Source organism: Streptomyces sp. NBC_01525 (assembly GCF_045040405.1).
Classification (GTDB): Bacteria; Actinomycetota; Actinomycetes; order Streptomycetales; family Streptomycetaceae; genus Streptomyces; species Streptomyces benahoarensis.
Window position 1 is genome coordinate 5,280,541 of the sequence record NZ_CP109397.1, and the last position, 14,285, is coordinate 5,294,825.

9 protein-coding genes are annotated in these 14,285 nt (G+C 73.3%); 7 read left to right on the plus strand and 2 right to left on the minus strand.

The window, feature by feature from the left end; genetic code table 11:
- Positions 1-23 precede the first annotated feature (23 nt).
- A complete protein-coding gene (locus OG422_RS23655) occupies positions 24-1,553 on the plus strand; it encodes a M1 family metallopeptidase (RefSeq protein WP_405745265.1) in 1,530 nt (509 codons plus the stop codon).
- Positions 1,554-1,803: 250 nt separating this feature from the next.
- Positions 1,804-3,291: a GTPase HflX gene (gene hflX, locus OG422_RS23660; protein WP_405745268.1), complete on the plus strand. Its 1,488-nt coding sequence runs from the start codon at positions 1,804-1,806 to the stop codon at positions 3,289-3,291.
- 81 nt (positions 3,292-3,372) lie between these two features.
- On the opposite strand, the gene OG422_RS23665 is transcribed toward hflX, so the two are convergent.
- The gene (locus tag OG422_RS23665; protein ID WP_405745270.1) at positions 3,373-4,596 is read right to left on the minus strand and encodes a trypsin-like serine peptidase; all 1,224 of its coding nucleotides are present in this window, start codon (positions 4,594-4,596) and stop codon (positions 3,373-3,375) included.
- A 267-nt stretch (positions 4,597-4,863) separates the two neighbouring features.
- On the opposite strand from OG422_RS23665, the gene OG422_RS23670 reads away from it, so the two are divergent.
- The 5 genes from OG422_RS23670 to OG422_RS23690 all read left to right on the plus strand — a co-directional run bounded on the left by OG422_RS23670 (position 4,864) and on the right by OG422_RS23690 (position 13,186).
- Positions 4,864-6,243 (plus strand): diaminobutyrate--2-oxoglutarate transaminase, encoded by a 1,380-nt coding sequence (locus tag OG422_RS23670; RefSeq protein ID WP_405745273.1) that lies wholly within the window; start codon positions 4,864-4,866, stop codon positions 6,241-6,243.
- Between the two features lie 11 nt (positions 6,244-6,254).
- A complete protein-coding gene (locus tag OG422_RS23675) occupies positions 6,255-8,177 on the plus strand; it encodes an IucA/IucC family protein (RefSeq protein WP_405745276.1) in 1,923 nt (640 codons plus the stop codon).
- Between the two features lie 199 nt (positions 8,178-8,376).
- Positions 8,377-9,051: a GNAT family N-acetyltransferase gene (locus tag OG422_RS23680; RefSeq protein WP_405745279.1), complete on the plus strand. Its 675-nt coding sequence runs from the start codon at positions 8,377-8,379 to the stop codon at positions 9,049-9,051.
- 179 nt (positions 9,052-9,230) lie between these two features.
- Positions 9,231-11,168 carry an IucA/IucC family protein gene (locus OG422_RS23685; RefSeq protein ID WP_405745282.1) on the plus strand — a complete coding sequence of 646 codons (1,938 nt, stop codon included), beginning with the start codon at positions 9,231-9,233 and terminating at the stop codon, positions 11,166-11,168.
- Between the two features lie 41 nt (positions 11,169-11,209).
- Positions 11,210-13,186, plus strand: a complete 1,977-nt coding sequence (locus OG422_RS23690; RefSeq protein ID WP_405745285.1) for an ATP-dependent DNA helicase — start codon at positions 11,210-11,212, stop codon at positions 13,184-13,186.
- An 88-nt stretch (positions 13,187-13,274) separates the two neighbouring features.
- Here the strand turns inward: OG422_RS23690 and lexA are convergent, their stop codons facing one another.
- The gene (gene lexA, locus OG422_RS23695) at positions 13,275-14,075 is read right to left on the minus strand and encodes a transcriptional repressor LexA (RefSeq protein ID WP_143942206.1); all 801 of its coding nucleotides are present in this window, start codon (positions 14,073-14,075) and stop codon (positions 13,275-13,277) included.
- Between the last annotated feature and the right edge of the window lie 210 nt (positions 14,076-14,285).

Genomic DNA, 14,285 nt, shown 5'->3' on the forward strand with positions numbered 1-14,285 from the left:
GGCGGCGCTGGTAGCCGTAGCCCATGCTGCTTCCCCCGTACCTCCGGCGCCCTCCGTACACCGCGCGCTCCGGGCCGCACCCCGCTTCCCGGGACGGGCGGCGCACCGCGCCCCGCGCCCGCCGCGCCACCGCCCTCGCCCTGGCCGCCGTCGCCGCCCTCGGGGCCGCCGCGCCCCCGGCCCCCGGGCCTGCGGGTATCGGCGACCGGCTCTTCCCCCAGCTCGGCAATCCCGGCTACGACGTCCTCGCGTACGACATCGCCCTCGACTACAGCGGCCGCAACGACCGGCCGCTCTCCGCCGTCACCACGATCACCGCCCGCGCCACCGCGGCGCTCGACCACCTCAACCTCGACTTCGCCCGCGGCACCATCGCCTCCGTCACCGTCGGCGGACTGCCCGCCCGCCACGTGCGCCGCGGTGAGGACGTCGTGGTCACCCCCGCCGTGCCGGTGCCCGAGGGGGCGCCGCTGCGGATCGTCGTCCGCCACACCAGCGACCCCCGGGGCGCCGCCGACGGCGGCTGGATCCGCACCCCCGACGGCCTCGCCATGGCCAACCAGGCCGATGCCGCCCACCGGGTGTTCCCCTGCAACGACCACCCTTCCGACAAGGCGTACCTCGCCTTCCACCTCACCGCGCCCCGCGGCGTCACGGCGATCGCCGGCGGCGTGCCCGTCCCGGGCGCCGACGACGGGCCCCGCCCCACCCACACCTTCCGCTCCGTCCACCCCGTGGCCACCGAACTGGCCCAGGTCTCCTTCGGGAAGTCTGCCGTCCTCACCCGCCAGGGGCCGCACGGCCTGCCGGTACGCGACGTGGTGCCCGCCGCCGCCCGCACCGCCATGCAGCCCTGGCTCGCCCGCACCCCGGAACAACTCGCCTGGATGGAGCGCCGGGTCGGCCGCTTCCCCTTCCCGGTCTACGGGCTGCTCATCGCCGACACCCGCACCGGCTTCGAGCTGGAGACCCAGACCCTCTCCCTCTTCGAGAAGGGTCTCTTCACCGAGGACCGCCTGCCCTCCTGGTACGTCGAGTCGGTGATGGTGCACGAACTGGCCCACCAGTGGTTCGGCGACAGCGTCAGCCCCCGCCGCTGGTCCGACCTCTGGCTCAACGAGGCCCACGCCACCTGGTACGAGGCGCTCTACGCCCAGGAGAAGGGCGGCAAGAAGCGCGCCTCCCTGGAGGACCGGATGCGGCACGCGTACACCGAGTCGGACGGCTGGCGGGCCGAGGGCGGGCCTCCCGCCGCGCCGAAGCGGCCCGTCGCCGGACAGAAGATCAGCATCTTCCGCCCCGTCGTCTACGACGGCAGCGCCCTCGTCCTGTACGCGCTGCGCCAGAAGATCGGCCCGGCCGCCTTCGACCGCCTGGAGCGCACCTGGGTCGCCCGGTACCGCGACGGCAACGCCTCCACCGCCGACTTCAGCGCCCTCGCCTCCGAGATTTCCGGCCACGACCTCTCCGCCTTCCTGCACGCCTGGCTGTACGACGCGAAGACCCCGCCGATGCCCGGCCACCCGCGGTGGACTTCCCGTCGCCCCACGTGACCGCACGGGCCCGCCCCGTGCACGGCGCGCGGGGCGGACTCGCGGCGTACCGCCCCGACGTGCGCCCGTCCGCCGGGAATCGCCGGAAACACGGGGAAACTCGCGTGACGGCCCCCACCGCCCGTGCGACCATCGACGGGTCGACTCCGGCGGCCGGGAATCTCCGGCGCGGCCCGGACGTTGTCACCACCGACGGTCCCAGTGCGGCCGACCGGCCTCCCGAGGACTTCCCGACGACACAAAGGATCAAATGACCTCCTCCTCTTCCCTTCCTGCGGACCGCCAGCGCCTCCCCGAGAGCCTTCGGGCCGACGCCCTGATGGAAGAGGACGCCGCCTGGAGCCACACGATCGACGAGGAACGTGACGGCGAGCAGTACGACAGGTCGGAGCGCGCTGCACTGCGCCGCGTCGCCGGGCTGTCCACCGAGCTCGAAGACGTCACCGAGGTCGAGTACCGCCAGCTCCGTCTGGAGCGCGTGGTGCTCATCGGCGTCTGGACCTCGGGCACCGCGAGCGATGCGGAGAACTCCCTCGCCGAGCTGGCCGCCCTCGCCGAAACGGCCGGTGCCCTGGTGCTCGACGGCGTCATCCAGCGCCGCGACAAGCCCGACCCGGCCACCTACATCGGCTCCGGCAAGGCCCTGGAGCTGCGCGACATCGTCCTCGAATCCGGCGCCGACACGGTGGTCTGCGACGGTGAGCTCTCCCCGGGCCAGCTGATCCACCTAGAGGACGTCGTCAAGGTCAAGGTGGTCGACCGCACCGCGCTGATCCTCGACATCTTCGCCCAGCACGCCAAGTCCCGGGAGGGCAAGGCGCAGGTCTCGCTGGCGCAGATGCAGTACATGCTTCCCCGGCTGCGCGGCTGGGGTCAGTCGCTGTCCCGGCAGATGGGTGGCGGTGGCTCCGGTTCCGCGGGCGGCGGTATGGCCACCCGTGGCCCCGGTGAGACCAAGATCGAGACGGACCGGCGCCGGATCCGCGAGAAGATGGCGAAGATGCGCCGGGAGCTCGCGGAGATGAAGACCGGCCGGGACATCAAGCGGCAGGAACGCCGACGCAACAAGATCCCCTCGGTCGCCATCGCCGGTTACACCAACGCCGGGAAGTCCTCGCTGCTCAACCGCCTCACCGGCGCCGGCGTCCTGGTGGAGAACGCCCTGTTCGCCACCCTGGACCCGACCGTCCGGCGCGCCGAGACGCCCAGCGGACGGCTCTACACCCTCGCCGACACCGTCGGCTTCGTCCGGCACCTGCCGCACCACCTCGTCGAGGCGTTCCGCTCCACGATGGAGGAGGTCGGCGACTCCGACCTGATCCTGCACGTCGTCGACGGCTCGCACCCGGCGCCCGAGGAGCAGCTCGCCGCCGTCCGCGAGGTGTTCCGGGACGTCGGCGCGGTCGACGTCCCCGAGATCGTCGTCGTCAACAAGGCGGACGCCGCCGACCCGCTGGTCCTCCAGCGGCTGCTGCGCCAGGAGAAGCACGCCCTCGTGGTCTCGGCCCGTACGGGCCAGGGCATGACCGAGCTGCTGGAGCTGCTCGACGAGGAAATCCCGCGGCCCGAGGTCGAGATCGAGGCGCTGGTGCCCTACACCCAGGGCGCTCTGGTCTCCCGGGCGCACGCCGAGGGTGAGGTCATCTCCGAGGAGCACACCGCGGACGGCACGGTCCTCAAGGCCCGCGTCCACCAGGAACTCGCCGCCGAGCTCCAGCCGTTCGTCCCCGCCGCCTGACCGGCGCCGGTACGACACGCCGAAGGGCCGCTCCCCCGAGGGGGAGCGGCCCTTCACCGCTGTCGGGACGTCAGGGGCGGATCAGCCCTTGGCGGCCCAGCGCTTGCTCATCGCGTGGAACATGTTCCGGGCCTCGGGGCCCAGGTGCGGACCGGCCGACCAGCGGGCCGGACGCGGACCCATCGACATGTTGGAGATCAGCTCGGGCTCGCCGTCGGCGTCCTTCGCGAACCAGGGACCACCGGAGGAACCACCGGTCATGGTGCAGCCGATGCGGTACATGGTGGGCTTGACCGCGTCCATCGACAGGCGGGTCGGCTTGTCGGTGCACTGCTCCTGGAGCGCACCGTCGAACGGCGCCTCCGCCGGGTAACCCTGCGCCGTCAGGCTGGGGATCTTGCTCATCGCGGGCGCGTTGAAGTTGACGGAGTACGCGCCACCGGCTGTCTCCTCCAGCGACTTGCCGCTGGAGCCCTCCTCCGGCTTGACGTGCATCAGCGCGAAGTCGTACGGCGCCATCGGCACGCCCGGTACCGCGCCGCCGTCCTTGATCCACTCGCTGGAGGTGGCCATGTCGTCGGCCCACCACTTGCCCGCCGGGACGCGGTCCTCGAACGGCGCGGTCTTCATCTCGGCGGCGGACGCGCCGTTCCGGTTGAAGTTCGGCACGAACATCATGTTGCGGTACCAACCGCCGTTCTTACCGGCGTGCACACAGTGCGCGGCCGTCCACACCAGGTTGGACTTGCCGGGGTGCGCCGGGTCCTTGACAACCGTGGCCGAGCAACGCGACTCCCCTTCAGGCGTGCTGAAGAGCAGCAGACCCACACCGGGCGCGGTGGAGGTGTACGGCGTCCGCACCGGCTGCGCCGGAACCGCGGCGGGCTCCGGGTCGGTCTTGCCCTGGTCCTCGGAGATGTCCTCGGGCTTGCTCGGGTCCTGCGGCGGCTTGACCTTCTCGATCTTGTCCGGGTCCCAGAAGTCCTTGATGATCGGGTTGATGAACTCCCCGGCCTGCCGGAGCCACTTGTCGCGGTCCCAGTTCTTCCACTCGCCGTTCTTCCACTTGTCCAGGTCGATGCCGTGCTTCTTCAGCTTCTCCTGGACGTCCTGCGGAATCTTGATCTCGGTGCCGCCCGGGGCGTCCTGCGCCGCGGAGGCGCTGGCCTTGGCGTCCGCGTCGCCGCTGTCGGGCCCGCAGGCGGTCGCGGTCAGCGCCACGACGACGGTCAGCGCGGCGGCCAGAGCCGGGGAACGGCGCGCACGCGGCGTGGCACGGCGGGCGGGCGGACGTATGGAACGCATGGGTGAACTCCCCCTGAGGCGTCGATCTGAGCTGCTGTGGCACGCCTGCCGCGGCCCTTGTCATGAACTGCAAGCCGCCGGACGCAAGCCCCCACTATGCCGGTGCCGAAGGGGACGGCGTTAGCCGGGCCCCCGGTTCCGGCTGGTGAAGGATCTTTCCCACGACCGTGATCCCGTGCCGTGAACGTCGTTGGTACGTACGGGGGAACGCCGGGCCGCCCGCCGTGCCCGTGCGCCGCAGCTCTTCATCCGGAGGACACGACCGACGTGGCGTTGACCGAATCCGTACCGACGGCCCCGCCGCCGGGCCACGAGGGGATCCTGCGACGGCAGGCCCAGCGGGAATCCGCGGCCCGCACCTACGCGCGCTCCCTGCCGATCGTGCCGGTGCGCGCCCGCGGGCTGACCATCGAAGGGGCCGACGGCCGCCGCTACCTCGACTGTCTCTCGGGCGCCGGGACCCTCGCTTTGGGACACAACCACCCCGTCGTCCTCGAAGCCGTCCGCACCGTCCTCGACTCCGGCGCCCCGCTGCACGTCCTCGACCTCGCCACCCCGGTCAAGGACGCCTTCGTCACCGAGCTGTTCGCCTCCCTGCCCGCCGAGTTGGCCGAAAACGCGCGGATCCAGTTCTGCGGGCCCGCCGGGACGGACGCCGTCGAGGCCGCTCTCACCCTCGTCCGCACGGCCACCGGCCGGGACGGGCTGATGGCCTTCTCCGGCGCCTACCACGGCATGACCGCCGGCGCCCTCGCCGCGTCCGGCGGCGCCCGGCACACCGCCGTGACCCGCCTGCCGTACCCGTACGACTACCGCTGCCCGTTCGGCACCGGCGGCGAACGGGGCGCCGAACTCGCCGCCCGCTGGACGGAATCCCTCCTCGACGACCCCAAGAGCGGGGTGCCCGACCCTGCGGGACTGATCGTCGAGCCGGTCCAGGGCGAGGGCGGCGTGATCCCCGCCCCCGACGCCTGGCTGCGGCGGATGCGGGAGATCACCGCGGCCCGCTCCATCCCCCTGATCGTCGACGAGATCCAGACCGGCGTCGGCCGCACCGGCGCCTTCTGGGCCATCGAGCACAGCGGCATCGTCCCCGACGTCCTCGTCCTGTCGAAGGCGATCGGCGGCAGCCTGCCGCTCGCCGTGATCGTCTACCGCGAGGAGCTGGACACCTGGCGGCCCGGCGCGCACGCCGGGACCTTCCGCGGCAACCAACTCGCGATGGCCGCCGGGTGCGCCACCCTTGCCCACGTCCGCGAGGCCGGACTCGACCGGCATGCCGCCGCCCTCGGCGCCCGGATGCTCGCCCGGCTCCGGGCGCTCGCCGCCGCCCACCCCTGTATCGGCGACGTCCGCGGCCGCGGCCTGATGCTCGGCGTCGAACTCGTCGACCCGGAGGGCGAGGCGGGCCCGGCCGGTGAGCTGCCCGCGGCCCCCGGCCTCGCGGCCGCCGTCCAGCGCGCCTGTCTGGAGCGCGGCCTGATCATCGAGCTGGGCGGCCGCCACCAGTCCGTCGTCCGGCTGCTGCCGCCCCTGACCCTCACCGACGAACAGGCCGAAGCGATCCTCGACCGCCTCGCCGACGCCCTCGCCGCGGCGGTCCGCCCCACCCCGGGCCCGACCGGCTCGTCCCCCACCACACAGTGAGGCACCTCCCCATGAACGAACGCCCCGGAACCGACGGGACGCAGGCCCCCGAGCGCCCCGCCCGCCCCGGCACGGACACCTTCGGCCCGGGCGTACCGCGCCAGGCCCAGCGGCGTGGCGCCGACCCCGCCCCGGAGCCGGACGCCACGCCGCACCCGTTCCCCACGGAGCCCGACCCCCTCGACCACCCGGACCCGGCCCGCGCCGCCGACGCCGCCGCCGTCGAGAACCTGCTGCGCTGCTGGATCCGTGAGAGCGGCGGCCACCGCCCCGCGGGCGGCCGCCTGCGCATCCCGCTGCACGCCAGCGCCACCGCCCTGCACATTCCCGTCCGCTACTGGTCGCCCACCGGCCTGCACCGCCTCGGCGCCCCCACTCTGGAGGGCACCCCGGACGGCGCCGCCCCGCTCGACGCGGTCACCCTCGCCGCACTGCTGCGCCGGGAGGCCGCCCACGACGCGGCCCGCCCCGGCTCCGGCACCGCCTGCGGCGACGGCGCCGACCTCGTCGGCCGGGTCGCCTCCTCCGTCCGCACCACCGCCGTCTTCCTCGCCGACCGCCGCGCCCGCCCCGCCGACGCCGGGCACTCCCGCTTCCTCGACGGCGAGCAGTCCCTCCTCCTCGGCCATCCGCTGCACCCCACCCCCAAGAGCCGCGAGGGCCTGACCGACGCCGAACACCATCTCTACGCCCCCGAGTTGCGCGGCGGCTTCCCGCTCCACTGGATGGCCGTGCACCCCTCGGTCCTCGCCGCCGACTCCGCCTGGACCGAACGCGGCCGGACCGTCCCCGCCGACCGGCTCGCCCACGCCCTCGCCGCCGGTGCCCCGACCCCTCCCGACGGCACCGTCCCGCTGCCGCTCCACCCCTGGCAGGCCCGCGACCTCGCCACCCGCCCCGAGGTCGCCGCGCTCCTCGACTCCGGCGCGCTCACCGACCTCGGACCGGGCGGCCCGGTCTGGTACCCGACCTCCTCGGTCCGTACCGTCTGCCGCCCCGGCTCTGACGCGATGCTGAAGCTCTCCCTCGGGCTGCGGATCACCAACTCCCGCCGGGAGAACCTCCGCAAGGAGCTGCTCCGCGGCGTCGAGGTGCACCGGCTGCTGCGCACCGGCCTCGCCGCCCGCTGGCAGGCCGCCCACCCCGGATTCGACATCATCCGCGACCCGGCCTACCTCGCCGTCGACGGACCCGACGGCGCCCCCGTCCAGGGCCTGGACGCCGTCATCCGGCACCACCCCTTCCGCCCCGGCGACGACGCGGTCTGCCTGGCCGGGCTCACCTCGCCCCGGCCCTGGCCCGGCCGCCCGGAGATGCGGTCCCGCCTCGCCGTACTGATCACCGCCCTCGGCGCGCGGACCGGCCGCACCCTCGCCGCCGTCGCCACCGAATGGTTCCTGCGCTACCTCGAAGCCGTCGTCCGGCCCGCCCTGTGGCTCGACGGCACCGCGGGCGTCGCCCTGGAGGCCCACCAGCAGAACACCCTGGTCCTCCTCGACGCCGACGGCTGGCCCGCGGGCGGCCGCTACCGCGACAACCAGGGCTACTACTTCCGTACCTCGCGGCGGGACGAACTCACCGCCCGCCTGCCCGGTCTCGGCGAGGCCAGCGACACCTTCGTCCCCGACGACGTCACCGACGAACGCTTCGCCTACTACCTCGCCATCAACAACGTCCTCGGCCTCATCGGGGCCTTCGGCGCCGAACACCTGGTCCGTGAGGAGGTCCTGCTTGCCGCCTTCCGCCACTTCCTCGCCGACGCCGCCACCGCGCCCGCGGCCCACCGCTCCCGCCTGCCGGAGCTGCTGCTGACCACGCGCACCCTGCGCTGCAAGGCCAATCTCGCGACCCGGCTGCACGGTCTCGACGAACTCGTCGGGCCCGTCGACACCCAATCCGTCTACCTCGCCCTGCCCAACCCACTGGCCGTCTAGGGCGTGTCCGCAAAGGCCCGCCTGGCGTGCGACGCCCTCCGGGCGAACGACGGGACTTTACGGACACCCTCCAGGGCATGTCGTTCGACACCCGCAAGCACCAGGACAGCCCGGGGCGCGGCGTACCCGCCAGCCGCCCCGGCCCGCCCCGGGGACGCGCCGATCCGCGTTCCCGGGGCCACGAGAGGAGAGCGCCGCCGTGCCCCCCACCGAAACCGGCTCCGGCACCACCCCCGTCCGGCAGCTGCCCCACGCCCCGGAGCCGCCCGCCGCGGTTCCCCCGGCGTCCGCCGGACCCGCCGCCGGGCCGCTTCTTGACGCGCTCGCCGGATGGCCGCCCGTCAGGACCGCAGACGGGCCGTTCGCCCTCGTCCCCGTGGACCGGGCCGCCGACCTCGCCCGCATCGCGGCGTGGATGAACGATCCGGCGGTCGCGGCCTATTGGGAACTCGCGGGCCCTCCCGAGGTCACCGTGGCGCATCTGCGCCCCCAGCTCACCGGCGACGGCCGCAGCGTCCCCTGCCTCGGCGTCCTGGCGGGCGTCCCGATGAGCTACTGGGAGATCTACCGCGCCGATCTCGATCCGCTCGCCCGCCACTACCCGGCCCGCCCGCACGACACCGGTCTGCATCTCCTCCTCGGCGCGGACCACCGGGGACGCGGCCTCGGCTCGGCCCTGCTGCGGGCCGTCGCCGATCTCGTTCTCGCCCACCGCCCGCGCTGCACCCGCGTCGTCGCCGAACCGGACGTACGCAACACCCCCTCCGTCGCCGCCTTCCGCGCCGCCGGATTCCGGTACGGCGGTGAGATCGAACTGCCCGGCAAACGCGCCGCGTTGATGATCCGCGACCGTGAACCCCTCGACCCGCTCTGACCTGGGGTCGTCCGCCGACGGCCCCCGCACCGCTGGCCGGACCCCGACCGCCCTTCCCGTAATCGTCCGCGCCACCACCCCTTCGAAGGAAAAGCGCCGCCCCTGACCGATCCCTTTCATCCGATGACCGCCGGCTGTCCCCGCCGTGCCGGTGCGGTCCCACCACGAGGAGTCCCACCGTGACCGCTGAACACCGGCCCGCCGCGCCCCACACCGCCGACGAGCCCCGGCCCGCCCCGCACCTCTGGCAGCGCGCCGCACGCCGCCTGCTCGCCAAGACGCTGGCGGAGTTCGCCTACGAGGAGATCATCCGGCCGGAACCCGAACCGGAATCCGGGCGGGAGTCCGACGGGGCCGTGCCTGCCGAGACCGCAGCCGCCGTGCCCATGCCTGCGGCTGACGCGGCCGCGCCCGCGCCCGCCGCGTCCGAGCCCGGCACCGGATCCGAGGCGACGCCCGTCCCGTCCGTCCCCGACAGCCGCCCCACCCGCTACCGCCTGCCCGTCGCCGACGACCTCGTCTACCGCTTCACCGCCCGCCGCGGCGCCTACGGACACTGGCGCGTCGACCCCGACTCGCTCACCCCGGACGCCGACCCGCTGCGCTTCCTCGCCCGCGCCCACGACACCGTCCTGGGGCTGTCCGGCGACACCACCGGGCACCTGCTGCGGGAGCTGACCGCCACCCTCGCCGCCGACGCCCGGCTGGATGCCACCGCGCTCGACGCCGAAGCCGTCGCCGACCTGGACTACGCGTCCCTGGAAGGCCACCAGAGCGGCCACCCCTGGCTCGTCGCCAACAAGGGCCGGCTCGGCTTCTCCGCCCGGGACGCCGAGGAGTGGGCCCCCGAATCCCGCACCCCGCACCGCCTGCCCTGGCTCGCCGCCCACCGCGACCTCGCCCTCTACCGCGGCATCCCCGCACTGGCCACCCCCGACCGTCTCTACGGCGAGGAACTGCCCCCCGCCGTCCGTGACCGCTTCGCCGACGCCGTCACCGCCGAGGGCCGCGACCCCGCCGACTACCTCTACCTTCCCGTCCATCCCTGGCAGTGGGACGAGACCGTGGCGCCGCTCTTCGCGCCGCAACTCGCCGACAGATCCATCATCGCGCTGCCCACTGACAACGACCTCCGCCTGCCGCAGCAGTCGATCCGGACCTTCCTCAACATCAGCCGTCCGCACGCCCGCACCGTCAAGCTCCCGCTGTCGGTCCTCAACACCCTCGTCTGGCGCGGACTGCCCACCGAACGCACCGCCGCCGCCCCCGCCGTCACCGGCTGGGTCCACGCGCTGCGCGACAACGACCCGTATCTGCGCGACGAGACGCGGGTGATCCTCCTCGGCGAAACCGCCTCCGTCACCGTCCACCACCCGCTCTACGACCGGCTGCCCGGAGTCCCCTACCAGTACAAGGAGCTGCTCGGCTGCATCTGGCGCGAGCCGCTCATCCGCCATCTCGACCCCGGGGAACGCGCCCGCACCCTCGCCTCGCTGCTCCAGACCGACCCGCACGGCCGCGCCCTGACCGCCGAACTCGTCCGCCGCTCGGGCCTGCCGCCCCGGGTCTGGCTGCGCCGCCTCTTCGCCGCGCTCCTGCCGCCCCTGCTGCACTTCCTCTACCGCTACGGCACGGTCTTTTCTCCGCACGGCGAGAACGCCATCGTCGTCTTCGATGCCCAGGACGTGCCCGTCCGGCTCGCGGTCAAGGACTTCGTCGACGACGTCAACACCAGCGCCACGCCGCTGCCGGAGCACGACGCGATGCCGGACGAGGTCCGCGCGGTGCTGCTGACCGAGCCGCCGGAGTTCCTCACCCAGTTCATCCATTCCGGGCTGTTCGTCGGCGTCTTCCGCTACCTCGCACCGCTCTGTGAGGAGCAACTGGGCGTTTCCGAACGGGAATTCTGGTCCCTCGTCCGGGCGGAGATCCTGCGCCACCACGAACGTTTCCCCACCCTCAAGGAACGGCATTCCCTCTTCGACCTGCTCACCCCGCGGATCGAGCGGCTGTGCCTGAACCGCAACCGTCTGCACACCGACGGCTACCGCGACCGCGCCGAACGCCCGCACGCCACGGTCCACGGCACCGTCCCCAACCCGTTGCACACGCCATGACGGGGCGGGCTGTCAGTGGTCCCGCGTAGGCTGGCCACGCTATGACGAAGCCCTCCCTCAACGATCTGCTGCACGCCGCCGTCGCCGCCGTCGGCGGCACCGAGCGGCCCGGCCAGGTGGCGATGGCCGAGGCCGTCGCCGAGGCCGTGCACGACCAGTCGCATCTGCTGGTGCAGGCCGGCACCGGCACCGGAAAGTCCCTCGGCTATCTGGTGCCGGCGCTGGCCCACGGCGACCGCGTGGTCATCGCCACGGCCACCCTCGCGCTCCAGCGTCAGCTCGTCGAGCGTGACCTGCCGCGCACCGTCGACGCGCTCCATCCGCAGCTGCGCCGCCGCCCCGACTTCGCCATGCTCAAGGGCCGCTCCAACTACCTCTGCCTGCACCGCCTCCACGAGGGCGTGCCGCAGGAAGAGGAGGAGGGCCTCTTCGACCCGTTCGAGGCGGCGACGCCCACCAGCAAGCTCGGCAAGGACCTGCTGCGGCTGCGCGACTGGGCGGACGAGACGGACACCGGCGACCGCGACGACCTGACGCCCGGCGTCTCCGACCGCGCCTGGGGCCAGGTCTCGGTCGCCTCCCGTGAGTGCCTGGGCGCCTCGAAGTGCGCCTACGGCGCGGAATGCTTCGCGGAGGCCGCCCGGGAGCGCGCCAAGACCGCCGACGTCGTGATCACCAATCACGCCCTGCTGGCGATCGACGCGATCGAGGGCGCTCCGGTCCTGCCGGAGCACGATGTGCTGATCATCGACGAGGCCCATGAACTGGTCTCCCGGGTCACCGGCGTCGCCACCGGCGAGCTGACCCCGGGGCAGGTCAACCGCGCGGTCCGCCGGGCCGCCAAGCTCGTCAACGAGAAGGCCGCCGACCAGCTGCAGACGGCGTCCGAGACGTTCGAGCGGCTGATGGAGCTGGCGCTGCCCGGCCGCTTGGAGGAGATCCCGGAGGATCTCGGCTACTGCCTGATGGCGCTGCGGGACGCCGCCCGTACGGTGATCTCCGCGCTCGGCTCGACGCGGGACAAGAACGTCCAGGACGAGGACGCGGTCCGCAAGCAGGCCCTCGCCTCGGTGGAGAACGTCCACGCCGTCGCCGAGCGCATCGCGAACGGCTCCGAGTACGACGTGGTCTGGTACGAACGCCACGACCGCTTCGGCGCGTCGTTGCGGGTGGCACCGCTGTCGGTCTCCGGGCTGCTGCGCGAGAAGCTGTTCGCGGACCGTTCGGTGGTGCTGACGTCCGCCACCCTGAAGCTGGGCGGCGACTTCAACGGCGTCGGCGCGTCCCTGGGCCTCTCCCCGGAGGGCGTGCGGGAGGACGATGCCCCGGTCTGGAAGGGCCTGGACGTCGGCTCGCCCTTCGACTACGGCAAGCAGGGCATCCTCTACGTCGCCAAGCACCTCGCGCAGCCGGGCCGGGAGGGCAGCCGGGAGGACATGCTCGACGAACTGGCGGAGTTGATCGAGGCGGCGGGCGGCCGGACGCTGGGCCTGTTCTCGTCGATGCGCGGGGCGCAGGCGGCGGCCGAGGCGATGCGCGGCCGTCTCGACATGCCGGTGCTCCTCCAGGGTGAGGAGACCCTGGGCGAGCTGATCCGTACGTTCGCGGCGGACGCCCGGACCTGCCTGTTCGGCACGTTGTCGCTGTGGCAGGGCGTGGATGTGCCGGGCCCGAACTGCCAGCTCGTGGTGATGGACCGGGTGCCGTTCCCGCGCCCGGACGATCCGCTGATGAGTGCCCGCCAGAAGGCGGTGGAGGAGGCCGGCGGCAACGGCTTCATGTCGGTGGCGGCGACGCACGCGGCGCTGCTGATGGCCCAGGGCGCCGGGCGGCTGGTCCGGGCGACGGGGGACCGCGGCGTCGTCGCCGTGCTCGACCCCCGGCTGGAGCGGGCCCGGTATGGCTCGTTCCTGCGGAAGTCGATGCCGGACTTCTGGTACACCACCGACCGCAATCAGGTCCGCCGGTCGCTCGCGGCCATCGACGCGACGGCCCGGGAGGCGGAGAGCGGCGCATGACGCGGACCCGGCGGCGGGAACGCCCGCCGGGCGGTGCAGAGCCCCGGAACCGGCGCAGTGGTCCCGGGGCCCGCTCGTGGGGGCGAGGTCAGACCCGCCGCAGGACCGCCACGACCTTGCCGAGGATGGTCGCCTCGTCGCCGGGGATCGGCTGGTAGGCGGCGTTGTGCGGCAGCAGCCACACATGGCCGTCCTCGCGCTTGAAACGCTTGACGGTGGCCTCGCCGTCCAGCATCGCGGCGACGATGTCGCCGTTCTCCGCGACGGGCTGACGGCGGACGGTGACCCAGTCGCCGTCGCAGATCGCGGCCTCGATCATGGAGTCGCCGACGACCTTGAGGACGAACAGCTCACCGTCACCGACCAGCTGGCGGGGGAGCGGGAAGACGTCCTCGACGGACTCCTCGGCGAGGATCGGGCCACCGGCGGCGATCCGCCCGACGAGCGGGACGTAGGACGCCGCGGGCTTGCCCGCTGTCTCCGTGGCCGCGCTGCTGGCCTGGTCGGAGCCGCGGACCTCGTACGCCCGGGGGCGGTGCGGGTCGCGCCGCAGGAAGCCCTTGCGCTCCAGGGCCATGAGCTGATGGGCGACGGACGAGGTGCTGGAGAGCCCGACGGCCTGGCCGATCTCCCGCATCGACGGTGGGTAGCCGCGGCGCTGCACGGAGTCCCGGATCACCTCGATCACGCGGCGCTGGCGGTCGGTCAGCCCCGAGCTGTCGGCCCGGATCCCCGGTGGCCGTCCCGGCAGCGCACGGGTGGGCTTCTGCTCCGCAGCATCCGGCGCGGGGTCGTCCATCGGTGTGCTCCGTGCCACTTGAGGGTGTTCGAACCGGCTCTGGGAGTGGCTCTGTGCGGTGATGGTCGCGCTGTCTGCGGTGGTGGTCACGTCAGCCCCTCTCGGAATGTGCTCCCTAGTTAGCCAACGGTAGTTGCTTTCGAAAGGTTGCGCCAAACACACGTTCGAGTGAAATTCTGCGAATCTGCTGACTCGCTCGGGTGTCTGGTGTATGGACCGGAGACTCGAACGGCGATTCGGTCCGGCGGGCAGCACGCCGCACCCTGTGCGAGTCCGTCGCACCCGGAAAGATCGCAAAGG

Excerpts from the sequence above, each read along its gene's own strand:
- OG422_RS23665 (WP_405745270.1), bottom strand. The coding sequence starts at position 4,596 with ATGCGTTCCATACGTCCGCCCGCCCGCCGTGCCACGCCGCGTGCGCGC.
- OG422_RS23675 (WP_405745276.1), top strand. The coding sequence starts at position 6,255 with ATGAACGAACGCCCCGGAACCGACGGGACGCAGGCCCCCGAGCGCCCC.
- OG422_RS23655 (WP_405745265.1), top strand. The coding sequence starts at position 24 with ATGCTGCTTCCCCCGTACCTCCGGCGCCCTCCGTACACCGCGCGCTCC.
- OG422_RS23690 (WP_405745285.1), top strand. The coding sequence starts at position 11,210 with ATGACGAAGCCCTCCCTCAACGATCTGCTGCACGCCGCCGTCGCCGCC.
- hflX (WP_405745268.1), top strand. The coding sequence starts at position 1,804 with ATGACCTCCTCCTCTTCCCTTCCTGCGGACCGCCAGCGCCTCCCCGAG.